At 71.0% G+C, this 16737-nt stretch carries 16 protein-coding genes, 1 pseudogene and 1 riboswitch; of the genes and pseudogenes, 3 read left to right on the top strand and 14 right to left on the bottom strand.

Translation table 11 applies throughout. From position 1 onward, the window contains the following. Positions 1 to 13: 13 nt before the first annotated feature. Complete coding sequence (locus tag JIAGA_RS0112075) at positions 14 to 1222, top strand: Fic family protein (RefSeq protein WP_026875854.1); 1209 nt, start codon at positions 14 to 16, stop codon at positions 1220 to 1222. Between the two features lie 40 nt (positions 1223 to 1262). On the opposite strand, the gene JIAGA_RS29340 is transcribed toward JIAGA_RS0112075, so the two are convergent. From JIAGA_RS29340 to JIAGA_RS0112055, 4 genes are all read right to left on the bottom strand, one after another. Then, positions 1263 to 2972 (bottom strand): calcineurin-like phosphoesterase C-terminal domain-containing protein, encoded by a 1710-nt coding sequence (locus tag JIAGA_RS29340; protein WP_051426002.1) that lies wholly within the window; start codon positions 2970 to 2972, stop codon positions 1263 to 1265. 173 nt (positions 2973 to 3145) lie between these two features. Continuing rightward, a complete protein-coding gene (locus tag JIAGA_RS0112065) occupies positions 3146 to 3838 on the bottom strand; it encodes a hypothetical protein (RefSeq protein ID WP_157553060.1) in 693 nt (230 codons plus the stop codon). Between the two features lie 7 nt (positions 3839 to 3845). Beyond that, positions 3846 to 4523, bottom strand: a complete 678-nt coding sequence (locus JIAGA_RS33085) for a hypothetical protein (RefSeq protein ID WP_157553057.1) — start codon at positions 4521 to 4523, stop codon at positions 3846 to 3848. A 24-nt stretch (positions 4524 to 4547) separates the two neighbouring features. Further along, entirely contained in the window at positions 4548 to 5333 is a 786-nt protein-coding gene (locus JIAGA_RS0112055) for a polysaccharide deacetylase family protein (protein WP_157553054.1), read from the bottom strand. A gap of 239 nt (positions 5334 to 5572) precedes the next feature. Between JIAGA_RS0112055 and JIAGA_RS0112050 the strand changes: the two genes are divergently transcribed. Next, a complete protein-coding gene (locus tag JIAGA_RS0112050) occupies positions 5573 to 6256 on the top strand; it encodes a VTT domain-containing protein (RefSeq protein ID WP_035814048.1) in 684 nt (227 codons plus the stop codon). Here the strand turns inward: JIAGA_RS0112050 and JIAGA_RS0112045 are convergent. The 4 genes from JIAGA_RS0112045 to gcvP form a co-directional block, all read right to left on the bottom strand. Next, the gene (locus JIAGA_RS0112045) at positions 6241 to 6882 is read right to left on the bottom strand and encodes a response regulator transcription factor (RefSeq protein WP_026875849.1); all 642 of its coding nucleotides are present in this window, start codon (positions 6880 to 6882) and stop codon (positions 6241 to 6243) included. The genes JIAGA_RS0112050 and JIAGA_RS0112045 overlap by 16 nt on opposite strands. A 30-nt stretch (positions 6883 to 6912) precedes the next feature. Next, positions 6913 to 8016, bottom strand: coding sequence for a sensor histidine kinase (locus JIAGA_RS0112040; protein WP_211239620.1), 1104 nt, complete (start codon positions 8014 to 8016; stop codon positions 6913 to 6915). Positions 8017 to 8102: 86 nt separating this feature from the next. Next, complete coding sequence (locus tag JIAGA_RS29330; protein WP_051426000.1) at positions 8103 to 8795, bottom strand: DedA family protein; 693 nt, start codon at positions 8793 to 8795, stop codon at positions 8103 to 8105. Positions 8796 to 8940: 145 nt separating this feature from the next. Then, positions 8941 to 11814, bottom strand: a complete 2874-nt coding sequence (gene gcvP / locus JIAGA_RS0112030) for an aminomethyl-transferring glycine dehydrogenase (protein ID WP_026875847.1) — start codon at positions 11812 to 11814, stop codon at positions 8941 to 8943. Between the two features lie 82 nt (positions 11815 to 11896). Continuing rightward, a riboswitch (glycine riboswitch) is annotated at positions 11897 to 11994 on the bottom strand. Between the two features lie 216 nt (positions 11995 to 12210). Here gcvP and JIAGA_RS0112025 point away from each other — a divergent pair. Further along, on the top strand, positions 12211 to 13194 hold the full coding sequence (locus tag JIAGA_RS0112025; protein WP_026875846.1) for a glutathione S-transferase family protein: 984 nt from the start codon (positions 12211 to 12213) through the stop codon (positions 13192 to 13194). Positions 13195 to 13360: 166 nt separating this feature from the next. On the opposite strand, the gene JIAGA_RS0112020 is transcribed toward JIAGA_RS0112025, so the two are convergent. The 6 genes and pseudogenes from JIAGA_RS0112020 to gcvH form a co-directional block, all read right to left on the bottom strand. Next, positions 13361 to 13975, bottom strand: coding sequence for a MerR family transcriptional regulator (locus JIAGA_RS0112020; protein WP_035812449.1), 615 nt, complete (start codon positions 13973 to 13975; stop codon positions 13361 to 13363). A gap of 202 nt (positions 13976 to 14177) precedes the next feature. Continuing rightward, complete coding sequence (locus tag JIAGA_RS0112015) at positions 14178 to 14654, bottom strand: bifunctional nuclease family protein (protein WP_026875844.1); 477 nt, start codon at positions 14652 to 14654, stop codon at positions 14178 to 14180. Positions 14655 to 14865: 211 nt separating this feature from the next. Next, a complete protein-coding gene (ftsR, locus tag JIAGA_RS0112010; RefSeq protein ID WP_026875843.1) occupies positions 14866 to 15534 on the bottom strand; it encodes a transcriptional regulator FtsR in 669 nt (222 codons plus the stop codon). 62 nt (positions 15535 to 15596) lie between these two features. After that, positions 15597 to 16010 carry an FHA domain-containing protein gene (locus JIAGA_RS35635; protein WP_281172688.1) on the bottom strand — a complete coding sequence of 138 codons (414 nt, stop codon included), beginning with the start codon at positions 16008 to 16010 and terminating at the stop codon, positions 15597 to 15599. 51 nt (positions 16011 to 16061) lie between these two features. Then, positions 16062 to 16133 (bottom strand): annotated as a pseudogene (locus tag JIAGA_RS36125) (zinc-ribbon domain-containing protein); the annotation flags it as partial. A 174-nt stretch (positions 16134 to 16307) separates the two neighbouring features. After that, complete coding sequence (gene gcvH / locus JIAGA_RS0112000) at positions 16308 to 16694, bottom strand: glycine cleavage system protein GcvH (RefSeq protein WP_026875842.1); 387 nt, start codon at positions 16692 to 16694, stop codon at positions 16308 to 16310. Between the last annotated feature and the right edge of the window lie 43 nt (positions 16695 to 16737).

The following is a 16737-nucleotide window of genomic DNA, read 5'->3' as shown; positions in this document are numbered from 1 at the left end:
CTAAGCTCGTCTCATGGCATCGGATACGCCGTGGCCTGCGCTCGGCTGGGAGGAGCATCACTGGCGTTCCTCGCTGCCGCCCGACCTCGTCTCGCGCCGCCTCCGCGGGCGCCATGCCGGACCGTACCGCTCGGCCGTCGTCCCACCTGTCGAGAAGACACAGGTCATACTTCCCTCCACCGTCCTGGCGCTCGCCGACGAGGCGTCTGTCGAGATCGCCCGGCACGACGGCGAGGTGGGCACCAAGGTCGCCCCGTTCGGTGCCCTGCTGCTGCGTTCGGAGTCCGCTTCGTCCTCGCAGATCGAGAACCTCACGTCCGGTGCGCGCGCCATCGCGTTGGCCGAACTCGACGACGGCGCCCGGACCAACGCGGCTCAGATCGTCGCCAACGTCCGCGCCATGGAGGCCGCGGTGCAGTTGGCGGACCGGCTCGACGCGGATGCCATCCTCGCGATGCACGCCGCCCTGATGGCGCATCAACCGGAGCACGCGCCCGGGCGATGGCGCGACGAACAAGTGTGGATCGGCGGCACCAGTGTGGGCCCGCACGAGGCAGCCTTCGTTCCACCGCACCACGCGCACGTCCGCGCCGCGATGGACGACCTCATCGCGTTCGCCCGGCGCGACGACATCCCCGCGCTCACCCACGCGGCGCTTGCGCACGCCCAGTTCGAGACCATCCACCCGTTCACCGACGGCAACGGCCGCACCGGCCGCGCGCTGATCCACGCGATGCTGCGGGCCAAGGGCCTCAGCCGGCACGTCACCGTGCCGGTGTCCGCCGGCCTGCTCACCGACACCGACGGCTACTTCGCGGCGCTGACCAGCTACCGTCAGGGCGACCCGGCACCGATCGTGGTCGCGATGTCGGAGGCTGCGCTCGTCGCCGTCGCGAACGGCCGGCAGCTGGTGGCCGAACTCGAGACCGTCCGATCCCGCTGGGACGATCTCATCACCGCGCGGCGCGATTCCGCCGTCTGGCGGCTGGTCGACCTGCTGCTTCGCCAACCGGTCATCGACGCCCCCACGGCCCAGGCCGAGCTGGGGACGACGTCGGCCAACGCCCACCGGGCCATACGGCAGCTCGAGGAGGCGGGCATCATCACCGAGTTCTCCGGCCGCAGGCGGGGGCGCTTCTGGCAGGCCACCGAGGTGCTCACCGCCCTCGACGACTTCGCTGCCAGGGCCGGCCGGCGCGCCCGTCCCGTACCAACGGACTGACGCCGGCCGCTGCCGCTCGCTTCCGCGACGCGGGACCCTGTCACGGGCGGCCGGGGATCACCTCGAACGTCGAGGACGTCTCGGAGACCTGGTCGTGCGGGTCGGTGCTGCGGACGGTGACGGTGTGCTCGCCGACCCGCAGGCCGCGCGGCAGCTGGGACGACCACAGGTGCGACGACGGCTCGGGCGCGGGCGGCCGCTCGGACCCGCTGAGCGTCGACCTGAGCACCGAGATGTACGGGTCGTTCGCCGGCTCCAGGTGCGTCATCGGCACGAACGGCCCGCCGTCGACACTGATCTCAACGGAGTGCCGCTCGCCGCCGTCGAAGACGTTCGCCGTGACTGCCGGGCGCGGGACATTGCCGCCGATCCAGTCGCGGGCGTGGAACCGCACGTCACCGGGCGCGAATCCGGCCGATCCGCTCGGTCCGCCGGGGACGCGCACCTCGTCACCCCAGCCGCCGTCGAAGGTGAGCCGGATCTGGTAGTCCTCGGGCAGGCTGGCCGGCTTGAACGACGGCGTGTAGGTCGTGCCGTCGAACTCGATCTCGTAGTGGCCGTTCGGGTTGCCGTCGGCCATGTCGGCGGCCTGTACGCCACGCTCGTCGGTGGGGCCGGTGGTCCAGCCGCCGCCGCGGACCTCGGCGAGCACCTGGTGGTGGAACGCGCCCGGGCCGAACCAGCCGCGCTCCGGCCCCAGGTACATCTGCCAGCTGTTGCTCGTGTCGTGGCCCGCGATCGTGTAGATGTGCTCCCGGGTCTCCAGCAGCTCGAACAGCTCGGCCACGTTCACCGTGTTCACCCCGGTGGAGGCGGTGGCGTCGGTGGCCAGCGGGATGTGGGTGCCGATCACGACGAGCTTGTCCTCGGGCACGTGCCGCAGGTCGTTCTCGAGCCACTGCAGCTGTTCCGCGCTCAGGTACCCGCGGTAGCCGTGGCCGGGCCCGGCGTGCTCGACGTTGTCCATGAGGACGAAATGCACCCGGCCGTAGTCGAACGAGTAGTCCGTCGGCCCGAACGTGGCCTTGTAGGTGTCGGTGGCGTTCTCGTCGGTGGGCGCGTCGTAGTCCTGGTCGTGGTTGCCCGGCGTGTTCCACCACGGGATGCCGATGCGGGCCACCGCCTCGTTGTGGGGCGCGAACAGGTCCAGCGGATCGTTGACGATGTCGCCGACGGTGAGCCCGAAGGTCGCGTCGGTGTGCCCGACGATCCCGGCGATCACGTCGACGGCGAGGTCCTCGATCTCACCGACATTCCGGGTCTGCGGGTCGGCGAAAGCCAGCGCGGTGAAGGTCTCGTCGGCCGAGTCGTCCCGGTGCAGCGGGAAGTCCACCGACGACGGCAGCGGCCCGGTCGGCTCCAGCCCGCCGTAGCGCAGCTCGTACGGTGTGCCGTTCGGGTAGTGCGTGTAGTAGAACTGCGGCAGCTGGACGTCGTTCACCGGCACCATCCAGCCGGCCGGTTTGCTGACGAAGATGATCGTCTGGTCGTCGACGGCGAGGCTGTAGCGGCCCTGCGCGTCGGTGAGCACCACGTCGAGGCCGTTCGACACCGGCACGCCCTCGACGCCCGGCTCTCCGTCGTCGCGGCTGCCGTCGCGGTCCAGGTCCTCGAAGACGACGCCGGTCGCGGTCTCGGCGGTCTCCGCTTGAGCTGTCTCGGCGCCGGCCGGCACGAGGCTGGCGCCGACCAGGCCCGCCGTCATCACGGCGATACCTGCGCCGGCCAGCAGCCTGACACGTCTGGTCATGGGGGTTCCTCCGGTTCTCAGGGGGCACGGAGTTACGCGTGTCACACCCTGGAGGAGCCACACCAACGGCAGGCGACCAACCCGTACACAACGGCGGAATCCTGACTCCCTTGATCATCAAGACTTGACCCGACGATGGCCGGGTCAAGTCTTGATGATCAACGGACGAGGCGTCAGATGACGGCGTCGGCGGCCAGGGCCAGCAGGCCCAGCGCACTCAGCCCGGCCAAGATCACCGCACTGACGATCGACGCCACACACAGGCAGGCGGTGAACTGCAGACGCACCGGCAGAAACGGCGCAACGCGCGGCAGGTCCGAGAACCGATCGAACAGCTCGCGGGTCAGCTGCACGCCGGCCCAGAGGCCACCCGCCGCGCGGCCGGCACCTCGCAACCCGGGGCCGGCCGAGCGCATCTTCGTCAGGACGTCACCGGCTTTCGCCCAGGCCCCGGCGACGTCGTAGGCCTGCGCCAGCTCGCCGGCAAGCTCGTCGACCGAATCGACCGCGTGAACCATCCGCTGCCGTCGCCACAGCACCCACAGGCCGGGCACCGAGCCGAGAACCGCCAGTCCGGCCACGACCGCGCCGGGCGTGCCGCCCAGGGCCAGCCCTTCCAACGCCAGCAGCAGCGCGAACGGCTGCGGCAGCACACTGACGACCAGCAGCGGCAGCCGAACCCGGCGCACCAGGACCGCCAGCGCGGCCGCGATCTCGTGGATCAGCCGGGTGCGCGCCTCCCCCGCCGACGACGCCGCCGACGTCGCCGCCGACTCGGCGGCCCGGCGCCAGCGGCCGAACCGGCCCTGCGGCTCGGCTGCGCCGCCCGGGTCGTCCTGGTCCCCAGGTGCGCCCATATCACTCATGTCGCCGTCACCGCGGCCGGTACGGGAGCAGCACGATACGTTCGGCGCCGTGGTCCAGCAGACTCGGATCGAGCCCGGACAGCGCCGCGATCTCGGTCAGCGACGCATAGCCGCGCCGCCGGTCCCGATCGGCGACGAAGCCGTCGGCGGCCGCCCGGGGCCAGCCGAGCATCGCGACGAGATCGTCCGACCCGACGTGGTTGATGTCGACCAGGCCGCCGTCGTCGTAGCCGCCGCGCAGGTCGGGCCGGCCGATGCCGAGCTCCACGGCCATCGCCGGGTCACGTTCGAGGATCTCGCGGGCCTGCCGCCGACGCTCGCGGCCGTCCAGCACAGCCCGCACGGCCGGGTCGAGCTCGGGCTCGGCGCGGCGGTCGAACACGACCGGACGCGCGATCGCCGCCGCCACCAGGCCGCCCAGGCCGGTGCCGATGATCAGCGCACCGTAGCCCGCCCCACCGGCGTCGCGGGCCATCCCGGTCACGATGACCGCACAGGACGCCGTCAAGATGAGCGCGGTGATCAGCCATCCGGCCGTCCGAGCCCGCCACCACGCCTGCACCGCCGGCAGGAACGCGAGGAAGCTGAGACTCAGCACCGGGATGAGCATCCAGATGCCGTGGCCGACCAGCCGGGCCACGCCGCTGCCGGTCGACTCGTGCTGCGTACTGCTGCGCCCTGTCACGGTCTCAGGTTCCCACACCGTGAGTCATGCGGTGGGGACGACGAACTCGTAGCCGGCCCGGCGCAGGGTGCGAATGATCGCCGGCAGCGCGTCGACCGTGCCGGCGCGGTCGCCGCCGCCGTCGTGCAGCAAGATCACCGCGCCGGGGTGGATGTGCTCGGCGACGTAGTCGTGCAGGGCGCGCGCTCCCGGCTTCCGCCAGTCGCCGGGGTCGATGCTCCATCCCAGCGGAACCTGCCCGTGCTCCCCGGCGATGGCGTTGACGTTGCTGGCGAAGTTGCCGCCGGGCGCGCGATAGAACGGCACCTCGACGTCGGGAACGGCGTCGCGGATCGACGTCAGCGTGCCGACGATCTCGTCCTCGATGACGCTCGTGTCGCGCGAGGGCAGCTCGGTGTCGTGGCTCACGGTGTGGTCGCAGAGCGTGTGGCCGTCGTCGACGATGTCGCGGATCAAGTCGGGCCGGAGCTCGGCCATCTCACCGACCAGGCAGAACGTCGCCGTGACGTCGTGGTCGCGGAGGATCCGCAGCACCCGCGGGGTGAACTCGGGATGCGGGCCGTCGTCGAAGGTGAGCGCGACCGTCTTCCCCTCCTGGCCGGTGAGGTGCCGGGTACCGGCGGTGTCGACCTCCGCCATCGGTGCGGCGGTCCGGTCACCGGCGGGCATGCTGGACAGCAGCCGCTCGGACGTCTTCGGCTGCGGCGCGCTGGCCACCGCCGTACCTGGAGGGGATCCGGCGCGGCCGGCGCCCACGATCACGCCCAGCACGAGGCACAGGATCAGGACGGCTCGGACTTCTCGGGACACCGACACCACCCCGCTTCACGCCTGGACGAACCCGCCGCAACCCGGCAGACCAGACGCTACCGGCACGACTGCCGCCAACCGATCAAACACGCCGAGAGTCGATCACCGCGTGTCGATGCTGGCCGAAGCGCCCTGCGGAGAACCGCAGGGCGTTCGGGCGGCCTCCTTCATCGTGCGGCCCGCAGCGCATCCCGTACGGTCAGGGGGTGACCATCCGCTTGTCCACCCCTGCCACCGAGATGACCGGCCTGGCGGGTTGGGCCGTCGATCTCATGGAGACCATGGGTGCCGTCGGTGCCGGCCTGGCCATTTTCGCCGAGAACCTCTTCCCGCCGTTGCCCAGCGAGATCATTTTGCCACTGGCCGGCTTCACCGCCAGCCGCGGCGACATGAATCTCCTCGCGGCCATCGTCTGGACCACGGTGGGGTCACTGGTCGGCGCGATCTTCTGGTACGCCGTGGGCGCGGCGATCGGCCGCGACCGCACTCGCGCGATCATGGCGAAACTGCCGCTGGTCAAGATGAGCGACGTCGACAAGACCGAGGACTGGTTCGCCAAACACGGCGTCAAAACGATCTTCTTCGGGCGGATGATCCCGATCTTCCGCAGCTTCATCTCCATCCCGGCCGGCGTCGAGCGGATGTCGTTGCCGGTCTTCCTGGCCTTCACCGCGCTGGGCAGTCTGATCTGGAACACCGTGTTCATCATGCTCGGCTACCAGCTGGGCGAGAGCTGGGAGACGGTCGAGGAGTACACCGACCTGTTCCAGTACGCCGTCATCGTCGCCGTCGTCGTGGCCGTGGTGGCGTTCGTGGTGCTGCGGATCCGGCAGAACCGCCGCGACCGGCAGGAACGCCTTGAGAGCGGACGCGAGCGGGCGCGGCACCGCGCCGGCCGCCACCGCGATCACGACCCGAGGTAACGCAGCACCGCGAGCACTCGGCGGCTGTAGCCGTCGGCCGACAGCTCCAGCTTGTCGAAGATCGCGTTGGCATGCTTCTCGACCGCGCTCTGCGAGACGTGCAGGGCGCGGCCGATCCCGCCGTTGGTGTGCCCCTGCGCCATCAGCTCCAGCACGTCCCGTTCCCGCGGGGTCAGCCGCTGCAGCGGGTCGCCGTGGCTGGTACGTGCGATCAGCTGGCGAACCACCTCCGCGTCGAAGGCCGCTCCCCCGCCGGCCACCCGATCCAGGGCGTCGAGGAAGTCGCCGACGTGCGCCACCCGGTCCTTGAGCAGATAGCCCACGCACTCGGTGTGCTCGGTGAACAGCTCGACGGCGTACCGCTTCTCGACGTACTGCGACAGCACCAGGACGCCGACCTCCGGCCAGGTCGCCCGGATGCGCAGCACCGCCCGCAGGCCCTCGTCGGTGTGGCTGGGCGGCATCCGCACGTCGGCGACGACGACGTCCGGCCGGTCCAGCTCCACGGCGGCCAGCAGCGCAGCCGCGTCACCGACCGCCGCGGCGACCTCGTGGCCTTCGTCCGCCAGCAGTTTGGCCAGCCCTTCCCGCAGCAGGACGGAGTCCTCGGCCAGGATCACGCGCACGGGTTCGCCCTTCTGGTCATCGGCCCGGGTTCACCGGCAGGGTAGATCGGCCACGACGACGGTCGGTCCCCCGGCCGGGCTTGTGACGCTGAACCGGCCGTCCAGGGCCGCCACCCGCCGGTGCAGTCCCGACAGCCCGCCGCCGCGAGGGTCCGCGCCGCCGGCGCCGTCGTCGCGGATCCGCACGCGAAGCAGGTCACCGTCGCCGCCCGGCTCACGGCGCACCACGATGCGGATCCGCCCGGCGGCGGCGTGTTTGACGGCGTTGGTGACGGCCTCGGCGACCACGAAGTAGACGGCCGTGGCGACGGGTTGCGGCGGGGGCTCGTCCACGGCGAACTCCAGGGTGGCGCCGGAACCCTCAGCCACCGCCGTCAGCGCCTCCTCCAGCCCCAGGGTGTCCAGCGCCGTCGGATAGACCCGCCAGGCGACCGCGCGCAGATCGGCCAGCACACCCTGCGATTCCTCGTGCGCGGTGCGCAGTAGGTCCTCGGCCCGGGCCGGGTCGGTGGCCCGCCGGGCGCGGCCGAGCAACAGTCCCAGGGCCACGAGCCGTTGCTGGACGCCGTCGTGCAGGTCCCGTTCGATGCGGCGCCGCTCCGCGTCGACGGCGTCGACCACACCCGCACGGCTCTCGGCCAGCTGCTCGATGCGCCGTTCCAGCGCCTCGGTGCGGCTGGGGCCGAGGTAGCGGGCCGCGGCCCACCGCTCCAGCCCGGTCACACCCACCAGGCCCTGGACGGCCAGGTACAGCAGGACGAGCCCGGGGAGGATCAGCGACAGGATGGTCAACCCGGTCACCCGGTCGCCGGACCTGGGAATGTCGAGCAGCCACGACGCGAACATCACGCCGACCATGACCAGGCCCCAGGCGAGCAGGAGGAGGATGCCGCCGGCCAACAGGCCGACGCCACACCGGACCGTCAGATAGGTGCGAGCCGCCCGGGACGTGGCCGGCGCGGGCGCGTCGACACCGAACCACCGGCGCAGCCGACGCCGCTCGGTAATGGTGAACCGGGCCACCATCGGGCCGGACGCACCCAGCACCAGCCGGCGCGGACGCCGCCAGGCCGCGACCGGCACCAGCGCGAGCCCGATCAGCAGCAGGGCACCCAGCTCGGCCAAGGCGAGCACGGCACCCGCGCCGAGCCCTGTGGTGCGTCGCGAGACGACCGCGAGGTGTGGCCGCAGACCCGCGGACAGGCCGGGGGCCAGCGCCGTCAGACCAGCTCCTGCGGTTTGTCGCCCGGTGACTCGTCCGCGGACTCCCCGGCCGACTCCGACGCCACGCTCCCCGCGGCCGCCCGGCGCTTGTTGCGCACCGCCATGCGGTGCCGGATCAACTCGACCAGGCCGGTGACCGCCAGCGCGATCCCGAGACCGACCCCGAGCCCCAGCAGCGGGTTGTCCTCGAACGCGTGACCACCGATGTAACCGATCATGCCCGAGTAGGTGCCCCAGGACAGGGCCGCCAGCGCGTCGAACGGCGTGAACTTGCGCAGCGGGTAGGCGACCGTGCCCGCCGTGAGGGTCACGGCGGTGCGCCCGCCGGGGATGTAGCGGGCGACGATGATGATCAGGCCGCCGCGTTCGCCGAGCATGCGTTCGGCCCAGGCGAAGGTGGCGGTGGCCTTCTTCCCGCCGGCCAGCCGGTTGCGCAGCCGACTGCCCGCGGTGCGCCCGATGAAGTAGGAGATGTGGTCGCCGACGAACGCGCCCGCGGCGGCGAACAGGATGACGAACAGCAGGTTCGGCTGGCCGTCGCTGGCGGCGAAGACACCGGCGGTGATGACGAGGCTCTCACTGGGCACCGCGGGGAAGAACGCATCAATCGCCGAGATGGCGAAAAGGATCGCATAGACCCACGGCGAGCCCATGACGTCCCGGGCAGCTTCGATGATGGCGTCGTTCATGGTCCCCGTGTTCTCCGCTCGGCCGTGGGCTCGTCACTGACGACCCTACGCGGCGGAATCGGCCCGCACATGCGACCTGGGGCGGACGTGTGACCCTGGACTTCGGTCGGGGTCCCCCGGGGTCATCCCCGGGGGACCGGCATGCTCAGTCCTGGAACGCCTCCGGCGGAGGGCAGGCGCACACCAGGTGGCGGTCGCCGTACGCGCCGTCGATGCGCCCCACCGGCGGCCAGTACTTGTCCTCCCGCGACGACGGCGACGGATGGACGGCCGTCGCCCGGTCGTACGGGTGCGACCACTCCGCCACCAGCGACGACGCCGGATGCGGGGCGTTGACCAGCGGATTGTCGTCGGCCGCCCACTCGCCGGAGGCGACCTTGTCCGCCTCCGCCCGGATCGCGATCATCGCGTCGCAGAACCGATCCAGCTCGCCCTTGTCCTCGGATTCCGTCGGCTCGATCATCAGCGTCCCGGCCACCGGGAACGACATCGTCGGCGCGTGGAACCCGTAGTCGATGAGCCGCTTCGCGACGTCATCAACAGTGACGCCGCTGGCCTTCGTGAGCGGCCGCAGGTCGACGATGCACTCGTGCGCCACCAGCCCACCGCGACCGGTGTAGAGCACCGGGAAGTGCTCGCGCAGCCGGGCCGCGACGTAGTTGGCGTTGAGGACCGCGGTCTGGGTGGCGAGCTTCAGCCCGTCCGGGCCCATCATCCGGATGTACGCCCACGGGATGGGCAGGATGGACGCCGACCCGAACGGCGCCGCCGCGATCGGACCGACCCCAGTCGCCGGTCCGGCCTCCGGGAGCATCGGATGGTTGGGCAGGAACGGCGACAGGTGCGCCCGCACTCCGATGGGCCCGACACCAGGGCCGCCGCCGCCATGCGGGATGCAGAACGTCTTGTGCAGGTTCAGGTGGCTGACGTCGGCGCCGAACTCCCCCGGCTTGGCCAGACCCACCAGCGCGTTCAGGTTGGCGCCGTCGACGTACACCTGGCCGCCGGCCTCGTGTACCAGCCGGGCGATCTCGGTGACTCCTTCCTCGTACACGCCGTGCGTGGACGGATAGGTGATCATGATGGCGGCGAGCCGGTCAGGGTGTTCGTCCAGCTTCGCCCGGAGGTCGTCGAGGTCGACGGTGCCGTCGTCGGCGGCCGCGACCACGACCACCCGCATGCCGGCCATGACCGCCGACGCCGCGTTGGTGCCGTGCGCGCTGGACGGGATGAGGCAGACGTCGCGCTGGTCGTCACCATTGGACCGGTGGTAGGCGCGGATGGCCAGCAGCCCGGCCAGCTCGCCCTGCGACCCTGCGTTCGGCTGGATGGAGACCGCGTCGTAGCCGGTGACGGTGGCCAGCCAGCCCTCGAGCTGGCGGATCATCGCAAGGTAGCCGTCGGCCTGCTCGACCGGCGCGAACGGGTGGATGCCGGCGAACCCCGGCCAGGTGATCGGCTCCATCTCGGTGGCCGCGTTGAGCTTCATCGTGCACGAGCCGAGCGGGATCATGCCGCGGTCGAGCGCATAGTCCTTGTCCGCCAGCCTGCGCAGGTACCGCAGCATCGACGTCTCGGAGCGGTGCGTGTTGAACACCGGGTGGGTCAGGTAGCCGCTGGTGCGCCGCAGCTCGGCCGGGATGGCGTCGTGCTCGTCGCCGTCGCCGCGGCCCTGCGCCGGCTCCGGCGTGATGCCGAAGGCTCGCAGCACCCGGGCGACGTCGGCGTCGGTGGTGACCTCGTCGCAGGCGATGCGCACCAGGTCGGCGCCGGCCAGGCCGAGGTTGACGCGTAGCTCGGCGGCGTCGGCGACGACGGCCTCCGCGCGGCCCGGCATCCGGGCCAGCACGGTGTCGAAGAACGCGTCGTGGACGACCTCGACGCCACCGGCGCGCAGCGCCGTAGCCAACTCCACGGCGTGCCGGTGCGCCCGCCGGGCGATCTCGCGCAGCCCTTCCGGGCCGTGCCACACCGCGTACATGGAGGCCACGACGGCCAGCAACACCTGCGCGGTGCAGATGTTGGAGGTCGCCTTCTCGCGGCGGATGTGCTGCTCACGCGTCTGCAACGCCAGCCGGTAGGCCTGCGCTCCGGCGGCGTCGCGGGAGACACCGACCAGGCGGCCCGGCAACCCACGCTCCAGCCCGGCACGCACCGCCATGTAACCGGCGTGCGGTCCGCCGTAGCCGAGCGGCACCCCGAACCGCTGCGACGAACCGACGACGACGTCCGCCCCCTGCTCGCCGGGCGGGGTGAGCAGCGTCAACGCCAGCAGATCGGCGGCGACGGTGACCAGCGCGCCCCGCTCGTGCGCGGCCTCGATGACCGGCCGCAGATCGCGCACCCGTCCGGACGCCCCGGGATACTGGACGACGACGCCGAACACGTCGCCGTCGGGCAGCGGTTGGTCGAGATCCGCGACGACGACGCCGATGCCCAGCGGTTCGGCCCGAGTCCGGATGACGGCGATGGTCTGCGGCAGACAGTCGGCGTCGACCACGACGGTGTCGGCCGTCTTGCTGCGGATCGATCGGCGCATGAGCGTCATCGCCTCGGCCGCCGCGGTCGCCTCGTCCAGCAGGCTCGCGTTGGCGGTCGGCAGACCGACCAGGTCGGACACCATGGTCTGGAAGTTCAGCAGCGCCTCCAGCCGACCCTGGGAGATCTCCGGCTGATACGGCGTGTAGGCCGTGTACCAGGCCGGGCTCTCGAGGACCCGCCGCACCACGACCGGCGGCGTGACGGTGTCGTAGTAGCCCAGGCCGATCATCTGGGTGTGCCGCTGGTTACGCCGCGACAACGCCCGCAACTCGTCCAGGGCCTCGATCTCGGTGCTGGCCGGCGGGAGGTCGAGCGCGCCGACGCTGCGGATGGCGTCCGGTACGGCGGCGTCCACGAGCGCGTCGAGCGAGTCGTAACCGACGGCGTCGAGCATCTTCGCGATCTCGTCGTCGCGCGGGCCGACGTGCCGGGCGACGAACGGTGCTTCGCTCGCGATCTGCGACAGCGGATGGGACATCTGGCGGAGCTCCTCGGGCACGGGTACGGCGAGTGTGCTCCCCCTCTGTCACCACCGCTGTGCGCGGCGACTTCAGAGTGGCCTCGACTGACCGGTCCTTGATGCCTGAGAGGTTGACGGGGATGTTGCCCCTTCGGCGCCTCCCGCCCGGGTGCGGGAGAACTCTCCCGGCCAGAGTCGACAGCTCGTCGTCAGCATAACTCGCCGCCGCGCCTGGAGCTCGCCGACGCCCTGCATCCGACCTGGAAATGATCACGTCCACCATGGGTGTTCCCGCTCCACCAGGAATGCTTGCCTGCCGAAGCGGGAGGACGCCTGGGCGCGATCGGGCCGGCGCCGCGCGTCGGCGGCCGGCGTCGGCGCGTGAGGACGGCGACGTCTGGGTAGCGTCCGGATATGACCAAGCTGACGACGAACGAGGCCGGCGAGTTCACTCGAGGCGCCAACCGGTTCGACGCCCGCGTCACAGCCGACGGTGCCTCCGGCTGGCCGGTGGAGCCCGGCAGGTACCGGCTGGTGGTCAGCCTGGCCTGCCCGTGGGCGAGCCGAGCGGTCCTCGTCCGGCGACTGCTGGGCTTGGAGGACGCCATCTCCATGGCCGTCGCCGACCCCATCCAGGACGAGCGCAGCTGGCGCTTCACGCTGGATCCGGAGGACCGCGACCCGATCCTCGGCATCGAGTTCCTGGCCGAGGCCTACGCCGCCGCCGACCCGGACTACGACGGCGGCGTCAGCGTCCCGGCCATCGTCGACGTCCCGACCGGCCAGGTCGTCACCAACGACTACCCGCAGATCACCCTCGACTTCTCCACCGAGTGGCGCGCTTACCATCGTGCCGGCGCGCCGGATCTCTACCCCGAGGCGTGGCGCGACGAGATCGACGAGGTCAACGAGCTGGTCTACCGCGACGTCAACAACGGCGTGTACCGGGCCGGGTTGGCCGCGAGCCAGGAGGCGTACGAACGCGCGTACGACGACCTCGTCACGCGGCTGGACTGGCTGACGTCACGGCTGGCAGACCAGCGCTACCTCGTCGGCGACCACATCACCGAAGCCGACATCCGGCTGTTCACGACGCTGGTGCGCTTCGACGCCGTCTACCACGGGCACTTCAAGTGCAACCGGGAGAAGCTGACGGAGAACCCCGTGCTGTGGGCGTACGCCCGCGACCTCTACCAGACGCCGGGCTTCGCGGGGACGGTGAACTTCGACCACATCAAGCGGCACTACTACCAGGTGTTGCACCAGCTGAACCCGTCCCGGATCGTGCCGGCCGGGCCGGATCTGTCCGGGTGGTCGCTGCCGCATGGGCGGGAGGCTCTGGGCGGTTCGCCGTTCGGCGACGGCACCCCACCGCCGGACGCCACCGCGCTTTCGTGACGACGACGCCGGACGCGTCGTCGCCGTCGTCAACTGCCGCGATGATCAGGGGCTCCGAGAGGCGTCTGTACGCGTCCTCAGGCAAGCATTCCTGGTGGAGTGGGTGCACCCATGCCGAACGTGATCACTTGAGGACGGGCGTCGTGGGCCGGCGGCCTGGGGTGGGTCAGGCGCCGGCGGCGCGGGCGCGACGGCGTGCGGCCAGCTGGTCGCCCGGGTGCTCGGCGGGCGCCTCGCCCGGACGCTCGGCCGGCAGCTCGACCAGGGTGGCCTCGATCTCGCGCCAGACCCGGCCGACGGCGATGCCGAACACACCCTGCCCGCCCTGGACGAGATCGACGACCTCGTCGGCGGAGGTGCACTCGTACACACTGGCACCGTCGCTCATGAGGGTGATGCCGGCGAGATCCTCGACACCGCGATCACGCAGGTGCTGGACGGCCTGACGGATCTGCTGCAGGGACACGCCGGTGTCGAGCAGCCGCTTGACGATCTTGAGGACCAGGATGTCGCGGAACGAGTACAGCCGCTGGCTGCCCGACCCCGCGGCGCCGCGCACGGACGGCTCGACCAGCCCGGTGCGGGCCCAGTAGTCCAGCTGCCGGTAGGTGATGCCGGCGGCGCTGCAGGCGGTGGGACCGCGGTACCCGACGTCCTCGGGAACCGGTCCGACCATGCCCTCGAAGAGGAGGCCCTGCTTGGACGCGGCGCGGCCAGCCGCTGCCGCAGTCCGGCCGGCGTCGCCTGCCGTGCCGGTACCGGATGTGCTGTCTGCGTTCACGCCGACCCCTTCATCGTCCAAACCCAGCGCGCCCGCCGCCGCTCCCCGATCGACGTGGTCCGCGTGTTACACGAGTGACGTTAGGCCCGGGCCCGACGGGGGTCAATGCAACACGCGGCGAGTCTCAAGCTCAACTTCAGCTCTAGGTTCAAAGTCACAGTATTCACACGAGTCACATGTGTCACACCGGCCGTATCGGCTGTCAGCCGCTGAAGTCCTCGGGCGTCACTTCTTCGAGGAAGGCCCGGAACCGGGCCACTTCGTCCTCCTGGTCATCGGAATCCGGGTCGGCCATGAGCACCCCGGCCTCGTCCAGCAACGGCTCGGCGGCGTAGATGGGAGTCCCGGTGCGCAGCGCCAGGGCGATGGAGTCCGACGGCCGGGAGCTGATCTCCACGCCCCCGGACAGCACCAGCTCCGCGTAGTAGGTGTTGTCGCGCACCTCGGTGATGCGCACCTGCTCCAGGCTGACCCCGACCGCGTCGAGCACATCCTTGAACAGGTCATGCGTCATCGGTCGAGGCGGCACGATGCCCTGCTGGGCGAACGCGATGGCGGTGGCCTCGACCGCACCGATCCAGATCGGCAAGAACCGATCGCCCCCCACCTCACGCAAGAGGACGATCGGCTGATTCGACGGCATCTCGACTCGGACACCCACGACGTCTAGCTCTCGCACCCTTCAACAGTACCCCTGCGCGGCGATCGTCTCACGGTGCCGAAGATGCCGATGTGGTCACGACGACGGCACCCGCCCGCCGACCTGCAGCCCAGTCCTCGTTGATCTTGGAGTTTCCGCGGAATCCCCGCCCGGAATGTCCGATAGATTCCGCGAGAACTCCAAGATCAACGGGCGCGAGAAATGTGCCAGGCTCCCTAGGCGCGGGGACTCAGCGCGAGAGGCGGCGGATGCCCGCGTCGACGAGCGCGGCATGCAGCCGCAGCGTGAGCCGCGCGACGTCGGCGGCGGACTCCTCGGCCCGGCCACGGGAGTCGGCGCCACGCTGCCGGAACATCGGAGCCACCACCTGCTCGACCAGGTCGACCTCGCGCTCCGCGGCGCTGCGCACCGCGCGCAGGTGCCGCGGCTGCAGGCCGTAGGCGGCGAGCTCACCGACGGTGCGGGCGACCAGCAGGGCGTCGGCGTCGTACCGGCCGCCACGCCGCGGCGTGACCAACCCGAAGGACTCCAGCTCCGCCAGGAGTTCCTCAGTGATGGCGGCAGCTTCCAGCAGCGACGAGCGGGTGAGCACGACCTCGTCGTTCGGATTGGCCGCCGAGGTGTAGGGCGTGACGGTGCTGCCGCCCTCGGTGACCAGCTCCAAGCCTCGATCAAGTTGGGCGAGCTGCTCTTTGATCACCCGCAGCGGCAGGTAGTGGTCGCGCTGCACCGTGAGGATGTACCGCAACCGGGCGACGTCGTCCGGGGTGAACCGGCGATATCCCGACGGCGAGCGCTGCGGCTCGACCAGGCCCTCGGTCTCCAAAAACCTGATCTTGGAAATGGTGACATCGGCGAAGTCGGGCCGCAGCTGTGCCAGCACCTCGCCGATGCTCATGGTCTGCTCGGCCGGCGCGGCGTCGCGGCGGGCCCCGCCGCCCGCACGAGCCTGCGCCGGGCTCACCTCGGTCCGCCTCCGAACCCGTGCTGGCTGGAGTAATAGACCAGCCGGTACTTGCCGATCTGCACTTCGTCGCCGTTGCTGAGGGCGACCTCGTCGATGCGGTCACGGTTGACGTACGTGCCGTTGAGGCTCCCGACGTCGGACACGACAAAGCCGCCGGGCATGCGACGGAACTCCGCGTGCCGCCGGGAGACGGTGACGTCGTCGAGGAAGATGTCGGAGTCCGGGTGCCGGCCGGCGCTCACCATGTCGGTGTCGAGCAGGAAACGGCTGCCGGCGTTCGGGCCGCGCAGCACCACGAGCAGGGCGCTTCCCTCGGGCAGGGCGTCGACGGCCGCCTGGTCGGCGGCGGCGAGATCGCCACCGTCGTCGGGCTGGACCTGCGCCGTCTCCTCGCGGACCATTGCCATGGTGCTCGTGGCGTCACCCCCGGTCTCAGCCGGCTGCATCGGCCGGACCAGCGGGGTTCCGCACTGGGAGCAGAACTTCGCGTCGGACGGGTTTTGGTGACCGCACTGGGTGCAGAACGGCATCGGCATGGCCTCCCGCCACGGGTTTCCCCGCGACTCGAGTCGGCGGCGCTACGAGTGTCTCACGACCCTCGACCAGCGCCTGAGGGTTTACGGATTCTGGCAACCTAGAACCGCTCCCCGCCAGGGGTCAACCACGGATCGGACCCTGGCGGAGTCGCGGTTCTCACACGAGTCTCATCCCTCCACCTGAGTGCGGTAGTCATCGGCGCTCAACAGTTGCTCGACGGCGCCCGCGTCGGCCGGCACGATCTCCAGCATCCACCCGGCGCCGTACGGGTCGGCGTTCACCTGCTCCGGCGCCGCGTCCAGCTCCTCGTTGCGTGCGGCCACCGTGCCCGTGATCGGCGCGAACAGTTCGCTGACGCTCTTCGTTGACTCCAGTTCCCCGCAGACCTCCCCGGCGGTGACCTCGTCGCCGGCGGCCGGCAGCTGGACGTAGACAATGTCGCCCAGTTGCTCCTGGGCGAAGTGCGTGATGCCTACGCGGACACTCCCCTCAGCCTCACCAGGGGTGCGCACCCACTCATGCTCCGGGGTGTACCTCAGGTCGTCGGGATACAACGAAATCTGCCTCCTCTACGGCACGCGCGGCCGGTTGACGGGC

Origin of the sequence: Jiangella gansuensis DSM 44835, assembly GCF_000515395.1 — a bacterium.
GTDB classification, from domain to species: domain Bacteria; phylum Actinomycetota; class Actinomycetes; order Jiangellales; family Jiangellaceae; genus Jiangella; species Jiangella gansuensis.
Note: the sequence above shows the minus strand (reverse complement) of the source record. Positions and strands in the feature narration are given on the sequence as shown.

Bases quoted from the DNA above. Each gene is read 5' to 3' on its own strand.
- JIAGA_RS0112065 (WP_157553060.1), bottom strand. From the start codon at position 3,838: ATGAGTGATATGGGCGCACCTGGGGACCAGGACGACCCGGGCGGCGCA.
- gcvP (WP_026875847.1), bottom strand. From the start codon at position 11,814: ATGTCCCATCCGCTGTCGCAGATCGCGAGCGAAGCACCGTTCGTCGCC.
- JIAGA_RS0112025 (WP_026875846.1), top strand. From the start codon at position 12,211: ATGACCAAGCTGACGACGAACGAGGCCGGCGAGTTCACTCGAGGCGCC.
- JIAGA_RS35635 (WP_281172688.1), bottom strand. From the start codon at position 16,010: ATGGCAATGGTCCGCGAGGAGACGGCGCAGGTCCAGCCCGACGACGGT.
- JIAGA_RS0112075 (WP_026875854.1), top strand. From the start codon at position 14: ATGGCATCGGATACGCCGTGGCCTGCGCTCGGCTGGGAGGAGCATCAC.
- JIAGA_RS29340 (WP_051426002.1), bottom strand. From the start codon at position 2,972: ATGACCAGACGTGTCAGGCTGCTGGCCGGCGCAGGTATCGCCGTGATG.
- JIAGA_RS0112050 (WP_035814048.1), top strand. From the start codon at position 5,573: ATGACCGGCCTGGCGGGTTGGGCCGTCGATCTCATGGAGACCATGGGT.
- JIAGA_RS29330 (WP_051426000.1), bottom strand. From the start codon at position 8,795: ATGAACGACGCCATCATCGAAGCTGCCCGGGACGTCATGGGCTCGCCG.
- ftsR (WP_026875843.1), bottom strand. From the start codon at position 15,534: ATGAGCATCGGCGAGGTGCTGGCACAGCTGCGGCCCGACTTCGCCGAT.